The following is a 15,861-nucleotide window of genomic DNA, read 5'->3' as shown; positions in this document are numbered from 1 at the left end:
GTGCCTGTGCCCACGTGCCTGTGCCCACGTGCCTGTGCCCACGTGCCGTCACGCGCTCAGCCAGGCGCGGATCGCCGCGGCCGTGGTGTCGGCGTCGCGGTGGACGACGGAGTAGTGGTCACCGGGGACGTCGACCGCGTCGTGCGGCAGCGGCCAGTGCGGCTGCCAGTCCCGGCCGGGGTCGATCCGCCGCATCTCCGTCGTCGGCCGGCCGCGGAGCAGGAGGGCCGGGACCGGTGACGGTTCGGGGCGCCAGTCCTCCAGCACCCGTGCATAGCCGCCGCCGGCGATCAGCAACGAGTCGTCGAACTGGTCCGCCACGTCGTCGGGCAGGCCCGCACCGGCGGCCACGAGGGCCAGCGCCCGCGCGTCGTCGCGGCGCGGCACGTCGGCATGGGAGTCGAGCAGGACCACGCCGGCCGGCGGCCGGCCCGCCCGCGCGAGGTGCCGGGCCACGGCGTGCGCGATGGCGCCGCCGGCGCAGTAGCCGACGAGGACGACCGGCCGGCCGGTGGGCAGGGCGAGCACCGCGTCGGCATGCGTGCGCACCAGCGTGGCCACACTGTCCGGGACCGCCCGGCGGTCGCCGAATCCGGGATGTTCGAGCAGGAACAGCTCGCGTTCGCCGTCGAACTGCTCGGCCAGGCCGCCGGGGACGCGGCGGTAGGGCGTGAGGTAATCCGGGATGTACGCCAGCGCGGTGCCCTCGCCGCGGGCGAGCCGAACCGGTGCGACGGCATACCGGGCGCGTTCGGCCGCGGGGAAGGACGGCAAGGCGTGGGACGCCAGGTAGCGCAGCGCCATGGCCTCCAGCGGGCCCTGCTCGCGCAGGACGCGGTGGTAGACGGCGCTGAACCCGTAGGACGGCGGGGGAGCCTGGCCCCCGGCTTCGGGCTCGGTCGCCGCCTCGCTCCCGGTCGCCGCCTCGTTCCCGGTCTCCGGCAGGCCACCGGCGTCGAGCAGCGCGGCGTGGACGTGCGCTGCCAGCGCCTGGAGTGTCGGGTGATCGAGAACGACCGTCGGCGCCAGCCGCACGCGCGTGAACGCGCTGAGCCGGTTACGGACCTGCACCGCGGTCAGGGAATCGAAGCCGAGCTGGCCGAACTCGCGGTCGTCAGGGAACGCGGACGGGTCCGCGAAGCCCAGCACCGCGGCCAGCTCCGCACGGATCAGCCCGGCCAGCACGGTTTCGCGCTCCCGCGCCGGAACGGCGGCGAGCCGCTCGCGCCAGGCGCCGGGCGCCTGCTCGGCGGCCGGCGGCGCGGTGACGGGCTGCTCCGGGGCCGGCCGCTCCGGCAGCAGGTCCGCCAGAACCGGCGGTGCGGACGGGCCGCCGAGGGCGGCGAGGTCCAGCGGAACCGGCACGAGCACCGGCTCCGTCATGCGCAGCGCGGCGTCGAGCAGGCCGATGCCCTCCCGCTCGGTGACCGGCAGCACGCCGTCCTCGCCGAGCCCGCGCGCGATCCGGCCCGCCATGCCCGCGCCGTCCGCCGTGGACCACGGACCCCAGGCCAGAGCCTGCGCGGGCAGCCCGTGCGCGACCCGTTGCCGGGCGAGCGCGTCGAGAAACCCGTTCGCGGCCGCGTAGTTCGACTGCCCCGGCCGGCCGAGCACGCCGGCGGCGGAGGAGTACAGCACGAACGCGGACAGCCCGAGGTCCCTGGTCGCCTCGTGCAGGTGCCAGGCGCCCGCCGCCTTCGCCCCCAGCACGGCTGCCACCCGCTTGGGGGTCATGCCGTCCACCACGCCGTCGTCCACCACCCCGGCGAGATGGAACACGGCGGTCAGCGCCGGCCGGCAGTCCGCGACGAGGGCGTCGACGGCTGCCCGTTCGCTCACGTCGCACGCCACCGCGCGCACCTTCGCGGGCAGGTCCGCCGCCCACGCCGGGACCCGGCCGCTCCGGCCGGCCAGCAGCAGGTGCCGCACGCCGCGTTCGGCCACGAGGTACCGGGCGAGGCTCGCGCCGAGCGCGCCGGCGCCGCCGGTGATCAGCACGGTCCCCTCGGGGTCCGGCGCGGGCGCCGCGGCGGTCGGCGGGCCCGCGGCGGCCAGCCTGGGCACCAGGACGACACCGTCGCCGAGGGCGACCTGGGGTTCGCCGGTGCGCAGCGCCGCGTCCAGCGCCGCCGGGGAGGCGGGGCCGCCGCGGCGGTCGGCCAGCACGATCCGGCCCGGGTGCTCGGACTGGGCGCTGCGCACGAGTCCGGCCACCGCGGCCTCGGCCAGGTCCGGGTCGTCACCGGTGGCGTTGTGGGTGAGCACCACCAGGCGGCCGGGCCGCGCGCCGGAGACCCAGTCGCGTACCCGTGCCAGCGTGGCCGTGACGAGGTCCAGGACGCGCCCGGGCAGGTCGGTGCCCCCTGGCAGGCGGGCGGCCAGGCGTGCCACGTCGAGCAGTTCGTGCTCGGGGTCCGCCTCGCCGGCCGGGGTGGTGGGCCGCCAGGTCGGCCGGTACACCTCGGCGCGGGCGGCGGACACCGCCGGAAGCGCCCGGGTGACCACCGACTCGATCGCGGCGAGTGGCCGACCGGCCGGGTCGGTGAGGGTGACCCGGAACTCGTCCGGTCCGAGCCGCTCAAGACGGGCCCGCGCGGCGGTCGCACCGGTCGCGTACACGGTCACGCCGGTGCAGGCGAGCGGGGCCCGCGGCTCGTCCGGTCGTTCGGCCAGCAGCGCCGCGTGCAGCGCGGCGTCGAGCAGGGCCGGATGCAGGGCGTAAGAACCGGCGGTCGTCGCTTCCCCGGGCGGGAGTGCCAGCTCGGCGAAGAGGTCCGTGCCCCGTCGCCACAGGGCGGTCACCGCGCGGAACGCCGGCCCGTAACGATGGCCGCAGGCGGCGAGGCGCGCATAGTCGACCGGGACCTCCGCCGCGCCCGCCGGCGGCCACGCCCCGGCCGGAACGACGGGCGGCGCCGCGGCCGGGGCGATCGCCGCGGTGGCGTGCCGGGTCCACGGCCCCGTGGCGTCGGCCGTGCGGGCCCAGACGGCGACCGGGCGGCTCCCCGCCGCGTCCGGCGCACCCGCGACCACCTGTACCCGCACGGGAGCCGACGCGGAGAGGACGAGCGGCTCGCGGAAGGCCAGCTCGGCCAGCCGCACGGCGCCGGACGCCCCGGCCGCGGCACAGGCCAGCTCGGCGAACACCGTCGCGGGCACGAGGACCCGGTCGCCGATCACGTGGTCGGCGAGCCAGGGCTGCTCGGCGGTGGACAGCACGCCGGTGTGCCGGACGCCGGGCCCGTCGGCGTCCGGCAGCGGCTCGCCCGCCAGCGGATGGCCGGCCGGGGCCCGGTGCCGTACGGCGTCGAGCCAGTAGCGCTGCCGCCGGAACGGGTAGGTGGGCAGCGGGCGGCGCCGGGCACGGCGGCCGGCGTACACCGCCCGCCAGTCCACCGGCACGCCGTGCACGTGCAGTGCGGCCAGCGCCGCCAGCGCCGCTTCCGCGTCGGCGCACGCGGCGAACACCGCGTCCGCGTCCGGCGCCACGCAGCCCTCCGCCGACACGCTGAGCGCGGCGGCGGGGCCGGCCTCGACGAAGGCCGTCACGCCCTCGTCCGCCAGCCACTCCACCGCGTCGGCGAACCGGACCGTCTCGCGCACCTGCCGTACCCAGTAGCCGGCGGTGGCGAGCGCCCCCGGCTCGGGACGACCGGTCACCGTGGACACCACCGGAACGGACGGCCGGTGGTAGGTCACCGACTCGGCGACCGCGCGGAACTCGGCCAGCATCGGGTCGAGCAGCGGCGAGTGGAACGCGTGACTCACCCGGAGCCGGGTGGCCGGGCCGCCGATCCGGGCGGCCAGCGCGGTCACCGCCGCCTCCTCCCCGGAGAGCACGATCGACGCCGGCCCGTTGACCGCCGCCACCGCGACCCGCGCCTCGTCGAGCCGGTGCGCCACGTCGGCCAGCGGCGCGCGCACCGCGATCATCGCGCCGCCGGGGGGCAGGCCGGCCATCAGGCGGCCGCGCGCGGCGACGAGCCGTACCGCGTCGGCGCGGGAGAACACCCCGGCGACGTGGGCGGCGGCCAGTTCACCGACCGAGTGACCGACCAGGTAGTCCGGTCGGACGCCGCACTCGGCGAGCAGCGCGTGCAGGGCGACCTCGAAGGCGAACAGCGCGGGCTGCGCGTAGTCGGTGCGGTCAAGCAGCCCGCTCCCGGGGTCGTCGATCACCGTGAGCAACGGCCGGTCGAGCCAGGGCGTGAACTCCTCGCACAGCTCGGTGAACGCCGCGTCGAACACGGGAAAGGCCCTGGCCAGCTCGCGGCCCATCCCGGCCCGTTGCGTGCCCTGGCCCGCGCACAGCAGTGCCACCTTCGGATTGCCGCGCGCGGTGCCCCGGTACAGCGCCGGGCTGTCGGCGCCGTCGGCCAGCGCACGCAAGGCCGCGAGCAGGCCGCCGGCGTCGTCGGCCAGTACGGCCGCACGGCGGGCCAGCGGTGTCCTGGTGGTCGCCAGCGAGTATGCGACGTCCAGCGCGTCCTCGCCGGTCACGTCGGCCAGCTCGGCCGCCAGCTTCGCTGCGTGGGCGCGCAGGCCGGCTTCGTCGCTGCCGCTGACCAGCCACGGCCCGACCGGCCTGGCCGGCCCGGCCGGCCCGCGGTGTGTCTCCTCGGTCGGGCCCCGGCCGGAACCGGCGTCCGAATCCGTTCCCGAATCCGTGTCCGCATCGACGTCCGACGGCTGCTCGATGATCACGTGCGCGTTGGTGCCGCCGATGCCGAACGACGAGATCGCCGCCCGCCGCGGCCGATCACGCTCGGGCCACGGCCGCGCCCGGTCCAGCAGCCGAACCGCGCCGCCGGACCAGTCCACATGCGGCGACGGCTGCTCCGCATACAGCGACCTGGGCAGTTCGCCGTGCCGCATCGCCTCGATCATCTTGATCACGCCCGCCACCCCGGCCGCGGCCTGCGCATGCCCGAGGTTCGACTTGACCGAGCCCAGCCACACCGGGTCGTCCGGGCCGCGGCCCTGACCGTAGGTGGCCAGCAGGGCGCCCGCCTCGATCGGATCGCCGAGCGCGGTCCCCGTGCCGTGCCCCTCGACCACGTCCACATCGCCGGCCCGCAGCCCCGCGTCGGCCAGCGCCAGCCGGATCAGGTCGCGCTGTGCCTCGCCGCTGGGCGCGGTCAGCCCGTTCGACGCGCCGTCCGAGTTCACCGCGGAACCGCGCAGCACGGCCAGCACCGGATGGCCGTTGCGCCGGGCGTCCGACAGCTTCTCCAGCAGCACCAGGCCGACGCCCTCGGCCCACGCGGTGCCGTCAGCGCCCGCCGCGAACGACCGGCAGCGGCCGTCGGGCGACAGCCCGCGTTGGCGGCTGAATACGATGAACGGCCGCGGGCTCGACATCACGGTCACACCGCCGGCGAGCGCGAGCGTGCACTCGCCCGCCCGCAGCGCCGCGGCGGCCAGGTCCATGGCGACGAGTGAGGACGAGCACGCCGTGTCCACGGTCATGGCCGGGCCGCGCAGGCCGAGAACGTAGGAGATCCGGCCGGACGCCACACTGCCCGACGAGCCGATGCCGATATGCGACTCCAGCTCGTGCCGCGACAGGCGGCTGCCGTAACTGGCGTGCATCAGGCCGACGTACACCCCGGTGCTGGTGCCGCGCACGGAAGACGCGGGCATGCCCGCGCGTTCCAGCGTCTCCCAGGCGACCTCCAGGAGCAGGCGGTGCTGGGGGTCCGTGGCCAGTGCCTCGCGCGGCGAGATGCCGAAGAACAGCGGGTCGAAGTCCGCCGCGTCGGTGAGGAAACCGCCGCGGCGCGTGTACGTGGTGCCGATCCGGTCCGGGTCGGGATGGTGCAGGGCCTCGACGTCCCAGCCGCGGTCGGTGGGGAAGTCACCGGTGGCGTCCACGCCGTCGGCCACCAGCCGCCAGAGATCCTCGGGCGAGCGCACCTCGCCCGGGTAACGGCAGCCGACGGCCACGATCGCCACCGGCTCGGCTCCCGGCCCGCGCCGCGGCGGTGCCGACGCGGGTGCGCCGCCGTGCAGCCGGGTGTCCAGGTAGGCGGCGACCGCCGCCGCGGTCGGGTGGTCCCAGACCAGCGTCGCCGGCAGCCGCAGGCCGGTGCGCAGGCTGATCCGGTGCCACAGAGCCATCGCGTCCATGGAGGTCAGGCCGAGATCGGCGAACGCCGTGCCGGCATCCCGGCCGCCGGAAGCGGCGGCCGTTCCACGGATGGCCGCGGTTTCCCCGCACACCAGGTCGGTCAGCGCGGCCAGCCGCTCGCCGGGCGTCCGTGCGGCCAGCCGTTCGAGCGTCGGCCCGGCCGGACGCCCGGCGAGCGCCTCGCGCAGCACCGCCCGCCGCGGCTTTCCCGCGGCGGTGCGCGGAACGGCGGGCGTGAACAGGACTTCCTCCGGCACCTTGTGCGCGGACAGCACCGCGGCGCAGGCCCGCGACAGGGCGGCCGGATCGAGCGTCTGCTCCGCCGGTACCACGAACGCCACCGGGACCTCGCCGAGCAGGGGATGCGCCCGCGCGACCACGGCCGCGTCACGTACGCCGGGCAGACCGAGCAGCACGCGTTCGACCTCGGCCGGGTCGACGTTCTCGCCGCCGCGCACGATCCGGTCGTCCACCCGGCCGGTGACGGTCAGACAGCCCTGCTCGTCGAGCCGCCCCAGGTCACCCGTGCGATACCAGCCGCCGCGCAGGGCATCGGCGGTCGCCTCGGGGCTGTTGTGGTAACCGAGCATGACGCCGGGGCCGCGCACCCAAAGCTCGCCCTCGGCACGGGCACCGGCACCGGCACCGGCACCGGCGGCGTCGCGGCCGGTCTCGGGATCGACCAGCCGGACGTCCGTGCCGGGGACCGGCGGCCCGCTGCTGCCGCGCGTCCGCGGCCCGCCGACTGCCTCCATGGCGATCTTGCCGCAGGTCTCGGTGCTGCCGTAGCCGTCGAGCAGTGGGGCGCCGAACCGTTCTTCGACCCGCTCCCGCAGGTCCGGATCACTGGGCGCGCCCGCGGTGACGCACAGCCGCAGCGAGGGCACCGTGCCCAGACCGGCATCGAGCAACTGCTGGTAGGTGAGCGGCACGCCGCCCAGGACGGTCGGCGCGAACTCACCGATCAGCCGCACGAGTTCCGCGGGGTCCGGTGCCGCGGTGATCCGGGCGCTCGCCCCGGCCACGGTTGTGCCCAGCACACAGAGCGAGTGCGCGTAGGTATGCGCCAGCGGCAATGGCCACAGCAGGCGGTCCGCCGCCGAGAGTTCGAGCCGCGGTAGGTAGCAGGCGACCGGAGTCCAGAGGGCGGAACGCTGGCTGGCCACCGCGGCCCTGGGCGCCCCCGAGGTGCCGGACGTGTAGAGCAGCCACGCCGGTTCGTCCAGCCCCAGGTCGTCACGGGGCGCGGCGGCGCCTGCTGCGGCGAGGTCCTCGAAGCGCGAGGCGTTGTCCGGCACCTGGCCCGCTCCGGTCACCACCAGGCGCGGCGACCGGCCGGCGGTCACCCGGGCGATCCGCGGCAGGTTCCGGCGGTCGGTGACCAGCACGGCCGGAGCGCAGTCGGCCATCAGCGCCGCGAGTTCGGCGTCGGTGCCGCGGGGACTCAGCGGCACTCCGACCGCGGCGGCCCGGACGGTGGCGAGAAGGCCCTCGACCAGTTCCACGCTGTTGTCCAGGCAGAACGCCACCGCGGCGCCGCGTCCGGCTTCCAGTCGCGCCGCCAACCGAGCGGTCCGGCGCTCCAGTTCGGCCCAGCTCACCCCGCGCCGGTCGTCGGCGAACGCGAGCTTCCCGCCGTGCCGCAGGGCGTTCTCGGCGAGCAACTCCGGTACGGGCCGGACCTCGGTCGCTTCCGCCACGTCCATCAGACCTCCGGCTCGGTGGTACTTGAACAAACCGTATCGGACCGCTGAGCAGCGTATGAAGACGGGAGGATTGGCTCACAGGGTCTCACTCCCCCGGAACGGCGCCCGTACGGTGGCCGGTTCGGCCGCGGTCGGCGGGCGGGCGTGGCGGGCGCCGTCCGGCTCCTTTCGGCGACGCGTTCGTCTCCACGACCGAGCCGGCCGCCCCCTCCGCGGACGCCCGGCTGGTCGGCCCCCTCGGGCTGCGCCCGGATGCCAGACGTCTGCCCGTGTGCGGCCCGGGCTGCGCCGCGGCCTGCTCCGGGCCCGGGAGACACGGGAGGTGAGAAGGCATAACCTGAACGGGGAAGCGGACGTTGAAGCAGGACGGGCTCGGTCACGGGCCCGGGTCGGCGCGGTGGGCGACGGGGGCAGGGATGGGCAGCGAGCCGAGTGGCGGCTTCGATGAGCCGCGGTCGTCGGGCGTCCGTAACGAAGTGTCGGGTGTCCATGCGGGAGCGCTCGTCCAGGCTGGCGTCGTGCACGGCGACATCATCACGGGTGCGGTTCGCTCGCCGCTCGGCCCGCCCGCGCAGGTACCGTCCAGCACCCGGTGGTGGGTCGACAGGTCCAGGACGCTGGCCGACTGGCGTCGGCTGCTCGACGAAACGGCGCAGCTCTCGCCTTCCGTGGCCGTGCTCAGTGGGATGCACGGGGTGGGGAAGAGCGCGCTCGCGTACCGCATGGCGGAGGAGGCGCGGGGGCGGTTCCCCGGGGGCCAGATTCATGTGAACCTGGCCGGCTGGCGGGACGAGGCCGGACGGGTGGACGTCTCGGGCGCCCTGCGGGGGTGTCTCCGTTCCCTCGGTGTCGGCGAGGACTTTCTGCCGACCGCCCTGCCGGACCTGACCAATGACTTCCGCTCCCTCACCGCCGGGGGCCGCGTCCTCGTGGTCGTGGACGAGGTGACCGAGCCCGCGCAGGTCGAGCCGTTCATCCCCAAGGCTCCGGGCAGTGTGGTCGTGGCGGTCAGCAACGGGAGACTGGCCGAGCTGATCATCCATGGCGCGCGGCCGATGCCGGTTGATCCGCTGCGCGCCCCCGACGCGATCAGCCTGCTGACGGCCCGCTGCGGCGAGCGGATCATCGACGAGGAGCGCGCGGCGGCCGAGTTGCTGGTCTCGTGGTGTGGCGGGCTGCCCCTGGCGCTCGGCGTCATCGCCGGCCAGCTCGTGCTCCACCCCGACCAGTCACTGGCGGATCTGGTGAGTGAGCTGGAAGACGAACGCGGTCGGCTTGAGGGTTTCTTCACGGGGGAGACTCGGACCATGTCCGCTGCCCTGACGCTGGCCTACCAGAATTTACCCCCGGAGTGCCAACGGCTCTACCGGGGGCTCGCGCTCTTTCCCGGCGACGTTTTCGACGCCGAACTGGCGGGCGTCATCGCGGAGATCCCCGCGGCCACCGCGCGGCGGCTCCTGCACAGCCTCTACGACGGCAGCCTGCTCGCCGCCGCCGAGGACGCCCACGGCCGTTACCGCTTCCACGAGTTGGTGCGGCTGCATGCGGTCGGCCTCGCGGCCCAGGAGCCGGCGGCGGAGCAGACGGCTCTGGCGCGGCGGGTGACGCGCCGTTATGTGCGGTGGATCGCCTGCGCGGACCGTGCCCTGATGGGTGAGCGGTTGCGGATCTCCTCGCACGAGCACGTACCGACGGGCGCCGATGACCCGTTCAGCGGCGAGGACGGGAAACGACGGGCCCTGGCGTGGCTGAGCGCCGAGCGCACCAACGCGCTGGCGGTGCTGCGCGGCGCGGTGGCGCGGGGTTTCTTCGCCGAGGCGTGGCAGATGGCCGAGGCCCTCAGCGCGCTCTACCTTCACCACCGCGATGTCCGCGACTGGATCGAGTCCGCCGAGCTGGGCATCATGGCCGCTTCGCGGGACGGAGACCTGGGCAACGCGGCGGCCCGGGCGCGGCTGCGGTGCCTGCTTTCGCGTCCGCTGCTGGACCTTGGCGAAGTGGATCGTGCGCGCCTTGAGTTGGAGACGGCCGTGGCGGAGGCCGACACCACGGACAATCTGCTGCTGCGGGCGTCGGCGCGGGAGTTCCAGGGCCGGGCGTGGGAGGCCGAGGACCCGCCGCGGGCCATTACGCTCTTCCAGCAGGCCGCGGAGCTGAGCGCGGCGGCGGGCTCCCGGCGCGGCGTGGCGCTCGCCCACTTCTTCACCGGCTGTGCGGAGACCGCCGACGGCCGGCCGGAACGCGCGCTGTCGACCCTGGCCTCGGCGCTGCGCCTGTTCACCGAGGAGGAGACCGGCGCCGTCGACCGGCGTCGGATGGTCGGCCGGGTGCGGGTGGCCATGGGCATGGCGCACCGCGCCACGGGGCGGACGGCGGAGGCGAAGGCCGCCCTTGCCGACGGCGCCGACGACCTCAGGGCGGAGGAGGCGGCGCACTACGAGCTGCCCGCGCGCGAGTGCCTCGCCGAGATCGCCGAGGCGGAGGGCGACACGGCCGCGGTCCGCGTTCACCTCGGCCGCGCCCTGGAGATCCTGGAGGGCGGGCGCAGCCCTGAAGCACAGGGCCTGCGCGAGCGCATCGACGCCCTCGGCGACCCGGACTGAGCACCGTCCCACCCGACCGGGTCGGACCGGGTCGGACCCGGTCCGACCCGGTCAGCCCCGGTCGGACTAAGTCCCGTTACGGCGTCGGCCAGGACCGCAGGGTCACGTCGGCCGAGCGTTTCCCGACCCGCAGCAGGAAGACGCCTTCCGGCTGGATGCCCGCTCGGAAGCAGGCGTATCCGACCGCCGAAACCAGCCGGGCCGTCCCCAGTCCGCCTGCGGCGCCCGCCCGGGCCCGCCGCCCGTCGCGCCAGCCAAGCAGGACGCCGTCGCCCAGTGTCACGGCCGCGATCCGGCAGCCCGGATGACGCCGCAATACGTCCTCGATCCGCCGCTCGGCCTCCCCGGGCGAGTCGTGCACCGTCGTGTCGGTGAGCACGGAGGCGCTCTCCGCCCAGGACCGTTCAGGACCCGTCACCTCGCTCGACAGGTGGCTGAAGCACTGTGCCGACTCGGGCCGTTCGGGCTTCGCCGCCGCGGGATAGCGGCGCAGCTCGACGGACCAGGTACCGTTCTCCCGCGCCATGCGGGTGATGACCACTTCCGCGGAGCTCTCCGCCTGCTCGGGCACCGGCAGCGCGAACGGGCGCGGGGACGCGACCGGCAGGGGTGGCTCGGCCAGCTCCATGAGGTCATAGACGGCCGAACGCAGCCGGGGCAGCGCCTCCCCCGGCCCGTGGAACGCCCGCTCGGCGACGTCGCGGTAGCGCTCCGGCCGGTGCCGCTCGATCGCTTCCTCGACCTGCTCGCGCAGCCCTTTGCCGTGGTCGAGCGTGGGCGCGGCCCGCCCGAGCGCGGTCATCGCCGTGCCGGGCACCGACTCCTCGCCGAAGGCGGCCAGCAGCAACGGCTTTCCGGCCGCCGCCGCGTAGAGGGACAGCGAACCGTGGTCCCCGACCACCACGTCCGCGGCCGTCAACGCGGCCTGCCACCCGGCGAAGGGCGGGATGAGGACGAGCCCCGCGTCCAGGGCGTCGCGCTGGATCGTACGAAGCTGCCAAGGGCTGTGACCGAACCACACGTTCGGATGCAGGACCGCCGCCACCCGGTACTCGTCCAGCGGCAGTTCGGCCAGCAGTCGGCGGGGCAACTGGGGGGCGTTCCCGATCAGCGACTGCCCGCCCCACGTCGAGGTCAGCAGGACCAGCCGCGGAACGGGCCCCTCCGGAAGGCCCAGGGCCTGCCGGTACCGGTCCCGCAGCGACCGGCTGGCGAGCAGCCGGTCGTGGCAGGGATCGCCGACCAGCAGCGTCCGGTCGGCCAGCTCCGGTCGCGTGGCGCCGAGCTGGGCGGCCTGCGAAGGATGCGAGACCGCGTACCACGAACGTTCGGGGCTCAGCAACGAAGGCGGCACGACCCCCGAGAGCCGCCGCGCGGAACTGCGGGCGTCCGGAACGAACTTCTGGAATCCGACGCCGTGCGGCAGGACGAGGACGGGTGCCTTGAGGCGGTCGAAGCGGGCGTTCTCGCTGGCGGAGATGACGAGGTGGCAGGCCACGTCCGTAGCGCTTTCCCACGGGATGACGCGCACACCGTTCGCGCGCAGCAGCCCCCGGACGCCGCCGTGGAACGCCGACGACCGATCATGGCCGAAGACCACCTCGACGCGCGGGTCGCCCCGGAAGACGTCGGGAAGGACTTCGAGCAGACGCGTGGTCGACGTCACCGTCCGGGCCACCGCCAGGACCGTGCGCTCGGTGGCGAAGGTTTTCCAGCGCGCCGCGGCAACGTCCGCCGGAGGGCCGCTATCGTTCACGCGGCCCCGCAGAAAAGGCTAATAAGCTCATGCGCCGCGGCTTCCGGCTTCCGGCTTCCGGCTTCCGGCTTCCGGCTTCCGGCTTCCGGCTTCCGGCTTCCGGCTTCCGGCTTTATCATGATTTCTCCCCCATAGCAATTGTTTGCTATTGCCGCATCGGCCGTGCCTGTCTCACCGTAAAGCCTTCCGGGGCCGGGGCCACAGCCGGTGGTGGCCCCGGCGTGTGGATCACACCGCCGGCTTGCCGTCCACCAGGCGCGGCAGGCTTTCGGGGTTCGCCTCCTTCAGCGCGTCGGGCAGCAGGTGCTCGGGGAAGCCCTGGTAGGCGACGGGGCGCAGGAAGCGGGAGATGGCGGCGGTGCCCACCGAGGTGGTGGTGGGTGCGGTGGTGGCCGGATAGGGGCCACCGTGCTGCTGGGCGTAGGTCACCGAGACGCCGGTGGGCCACTGGTTCCACAGGACCCGGCCCGCCCGGTCGGCGAGCAGCCGCACGAGCTCGGGGGCGACGGCGTCGTCGTCCTCGCCGACGATGGTGGCCGTGAGCTGCCCGTCGAGCGCCCCCGCCAGGGCCACCAGCTGGGATTCCTCGGCGTAGGTCACGACCAGGGCGGCGGGTCCGAAGCACTCGGCCAGCAGTTCGTCCCCGTTGGCGAGCACGTCCTCGATGCTTGCGGTGAGCAGGGCGGGCGCGGGCGAGTCGGCGTAGGCGTCCTCGCCCACGGTCAGCGGGCCGACCGCGTCGTGCCCGGACAGCTCGCCGAGCCTGCGGGCGTAGCTCTCGGCGAAGCGCGAGGTGAGCATCGGGGCGGGGCCCGGCAGGGTGGTGGAACGCAGCCGCTCCAGGACCGCGGAGCCCTCGGGCACCGCGAGGACGCCCGGCTTGGTGCAGAACTGGCCCGCGCCCAGCGTGAAGGAGCCGACGAAGCCCTCGGTGATCTCCTCGGCTCTGGCCGCGTCGGCCGCGCGTGTGACGAAAGTGGGGTTGACGCTGCCCAGCTCCCCGTAGAACGGGATGGGCTCCGGGCGGGAGCAGGCGATGTCGAACAGGGCGCGCCCGCCCGGGATGGAGCCGGTGAAGGAGGCCGCCTTCACGCGCGGGTCGCGCAGCGCGGTCACGCCCTGGTCCACGCCGTGGATCAGGCCGAGCACGCCGTCGGGGGCGCCGGCGGCCCGCAGCGCCTCGGCGACGACGGCGCCGGTGCGCGCGGACAGCCGCGGGTGGCCGGGGTGGACCTTGACCAGCACGGGGCAGCCGGCGGCGAGCGCGGCGGCGCTGTCCCCGCCGGCCACGCTGAAGGCGAACGGGAAGTTGCCCGCGGCGAAGTTGAGTACGGGGCCGAGCGGCACCAGCACGCGGCGGATGTCGGGGCGTGCGCCCATGGGCCAGTCGGCGTCCGCGTGATCGACACGAGCGTCGAGGTAGGCGCCGTCGCGCAGGAGTTCGGCGAAGAGCCTGAGCTGGAACGTGGTCCGCTTCAGCTCGCCCGCCAGGCGGCCGTCCGGCAGGCGGGACTCCTCCTTGGCGAGCGGCAGCAGCTCGTCGGCGCGCTCGTCGAGGGCGTCGGCCACCGCGGTCAGGGTGTCGGCCCGGTCGGCCGGGCTGTGGGCGGCCCAGCCGGGGGCGGCCTCTGCTGCCCTGGCGAGCAGCGCCTCAAGCTCCTCGGGGGTGGTGGTCTGGTCCGTCATGGTGCTCCCTCGGGATCGGGATCGGGGCCGGGTCGTGGGTGCTCCGGAGCGTCCGTTGGCGGGGCAAGCGGCTGGTCGTCGGCGGGGCGCGGTGCGGGTTCTGACAGCGTGAGCCCGGCGAGCTCCCCGAGCGGAACGGGAGCGGCCAGGGGGCGTTTGGCGAGCGGGCGCAGATCACTCTCCTCGGCGGGGCGCCCCGCGCGGGAGGCGAGCAGCCCGGCGGCCGCGAAGCCGCACACCCGGCCCTGGCACCAGCCCATGCCGGGCCTGGCCAGCATCTTGGCCGTGCGCGGATCGCCGGCACCGAGATCGTCCTGCGCGGCGCTCAGGTCTCCCGCGGTGACCTCCTCGCAGCGGCAGACGGTGGTCTGCGGGGTGAGCCACTCGTTCCAGTGCTCGGGCACCGGGTGGGCGCGGTGCATCGCCGAGGCGAACGCCTCGGCCCTGGCGATCCGCCCGAGCAGGACGCGTCCGCGGCGGCGGGAGGCGGGGCGCCCCTGGTCGACGGCGGCGGTCAGTCCGGCGAGTTCCCCCTCGGCCACGGCCTTGGCCGCGCCGCCCACGCCCGTCGCCTCGCCGGCGACGTACACGCCGGGGACGTCTGTGCGCCGCACCCGGTCCACGGTGGCGACCAGCGAGCCGTCCTCGCCCTGCCCGGTCCCGGCGCCGACGGCGAGCACGAGTTCGAGGGAGGGGGTGAAGCCCCAGCCGAAGGCGACGAGGTCGGCGTCGAGCCTGCGCTCGTGGCCGGGGACGACCCGGCCCGAGCCGTCGATCCGCTCCAGGGTGACGCCGTTGACCTCGTCGTCGCCGTGGACATGGGTGACGGCGGTGCGCGTCAGGTAGGGCACCCGGTGGCGCAGCAGGGCCGCGGCGTACCCCGCGCCTTCCAGGGCCTTGGCGGGCGCGCGGGAGGCGTCGAGGGGATGGCGCAGCCAGCGGGTGGGACGCGCCGCCTCGCAGACCGCGAGGACCTGGGCGCCGGCCTCGGCGAGCCCGGTGGCGACGGGCAGCAGGAAGGGGCCCGTGCCGGCCACCACCGCCCGGCGCCCGGCGAGGGTTCTGTGCCCCTTGAGCAGGGCTTGGACGCCGCCGGCCGCCATGACCCCGGGCAGGGTCCACCCCGGCACGGGGAGCTGGCGGTCGTAGCCGCCGGGGCACAGGATCAGCGCGCGGGCGGCGACGTCCCGCGTGGCGGCGCCCCGTTCCTCGGGCAGCACGGGGGTGAGCCTGAGGGTGAACGGTGCGGCGCCCTCCCTGTCGATCGTCCAGACCTGGTGGAGCGGCAGATGGTGGACGCGGTGGGCGCCGATGTGCCGCGCCAGCTCCCCGCGCAGCCGCGTGAAGGTGCGCCAGTCGTGCTGCCCCGCACTCTCATCCGCGGCATCCGTGGCATCCGCGGCATCCGCGGCGGCGCGCTCGTCCGGGTGCCGCCAGAACTGGCCGCCGGCCTGCGCCGCCGCGTCGATCAGGGCCACGCGCAGTCCCGCCGCCGCCGCGCTGACGGCCGCGGCGAGCCCCGCGGGCCCCGCGCCGACGACCGCCGCGTCGAAGACGGTGGCCCCGGGAGCCTGCCGGGTGGAGGTGGAGGTGGAGGGGATGCGGGTCACGGCCGTTCCCTCCCGTCCGCCGCCGTGGCCCCGGGAACGAGCCGGCCCGGCAGCGGCAGCTCAGGCGGGGCGCTCGACAGCTCCATCCCGTCGCGGGCGGGCACCAGGCAGGCGCGCTGGTTCGGCACGCCGTCCACGGTGATCAGGCAGTCATAGCAGATGCCGATGCCGCAGAAGAGGCCGCGCGGCGCGCCTTCCTTGCGGGTGCCGCGCCAGGACTTGATGCCGTGGTCGGTGAGCGCGGCGCCCACGCTCTGCCCCGGGCGCGCGGTCAACGGCGTTCCGTCGAAGGTCAGGGCCAGGTCGGCAGGGCTCGTTCGGCTGCCGGGGGCGGGCCGGTGCCCGCGGTCGTGCTGCTGTGCCATGGGGA

The 15,861-nt window shown here is 75.5% G+C and carries 6 protein-coding genes; 1 reads left to right on the top strand and 5 read right to left on the bottom strand.

Features of this window, described 5'->3' with window-relative positions:
* Window positions 1-48: 48 nt before the first annotated feature.
* On the bottom strand, window positions 49-7,836 hold the full coding sequence (locus RM779_RS19505; RefSeq protein WP_311619017.1) for a type I polyketide synthase: 7,788 nt from the start codon (window positions 7,834-7,836) through the stop codon (window positions 49-51).
* Window positions 7,837-8,354: 518 nt separating this feature from the next.
* On the opposite strand from RM779_RS19505, the gene RM779_RS19500 reads away from it, so the two are divergent.
* Entirely contained in the window at window positions 8,355-10,439 is a 2,085-nt protein-coding gene (locus tag RM779_RS19500; RefSeq protein ID WP_311619016.1) for an NB-ARC domain-containing protein, read from the top strand.
* Between the two features lie 76 nt (window positions 10,440-10,515).
* On the opposite strand, the gene RM779_RS19495 is transcribed toward RM779_RS19500, so the two are convergent.
* From RM779_RS19495 to RM779_RS19480, 4 genes are all read right to left on the bottom strand, one after another.
* Window positions 10,516-12,195 carry a hypothetical protein gene (locus RM779_RS19495; RefSeq protein WP_311619015.1) on the bottom strand — a complete coding sequence of 560 codons (1,680 nt, stop codon included), beginning with the start codon at window positions 12,193-12,195 and terminating at the stop codon, window positions 10,516-10,518.
* A gap of 228 nt (window positions 12,196-12,423) precedes the next feature.
* The gene (locus RM779_RS19490) at window positions 12,424-13,881 is read right to left on the bottom strand and encodes an aldehyde dehydrogenase (NADP(+)) (protein ID WP_311619014.1); all 1,458 of its coding nucleotides are present in this window, start codon (window positions 13,879-13,881) and stop codon (window positions 12,424-12,426) included.
* Window positions 13,878-15,491 carry an NAD(P)/FAD-dependent oxidoreductase gene (locus RM779_RS19485; RefSeq protein WP_311619013.1) on the bottom strand — a complete coding sequence of 538 codons (1,614 nt, stop codon included), beginning with the start codon at window positions 15,489-15,491 and terminating at the stop codon, window positions 13,878-13,880. Before RM779_RS19485 ends, RM779_RS19490 begins: the two co-directional genes overlap by 4 nt.
* Complete coding sequence (locus tag RM779_RS19480; RefSeq protein WP_311619012.1) at window positions 15,488-15,856, bottom strand: (2Fe-2S)-binding protein; 369 nt, start codon at window positions 15,854-15,856, stop codon at window positions 15,488-15,490. Before RM779_RS19480 ends, RM779_RS19485 begins: the two co-directional genes overlap by 4 nt.
* Window positions 15,857-15,861: the final 5 nt, after the last annotated feature.

This window comes from Streptomyces johnsoniae (assembly GCF_031845565.1).
Taxonomy (GTDB): Bacteria; Actinomycetota; Actinomycetes; order Streptomycetales; family Streptomycetaceae; genus Streptomyces; species Streptomyces johnsoniae.
This window is presented reverse-complemented; position numbering and strand designations above follow the sequence as displayed.

What these genes read in the sequence shown, in the direction of transcription:
- RM779_RS19490 (WP_311619014.1), bottom strand. Translation starts at nt 13,881, where the DNA reads ATGACGGACCAGACCACCACCCCCGAGGAGCTTGAGGCGCTGCTCGCC.
- RM779_RS19505 (WP_311619017.1), bottom strand. Translation starts at nt 7,836, where the DNA reads ATGGACGTGGCGGAAGCGACCGAGGTCCGGCCCGTACCGGAGTTGCTC.
- RM779_RS19480 (WP_311619012.1), bottom strand. Translation starts at nt 15,856, where the DNA reads ATGGCACAGCAGCACGACCGCGGGCACCGGCCCGCCCCCGGCAGCCGA.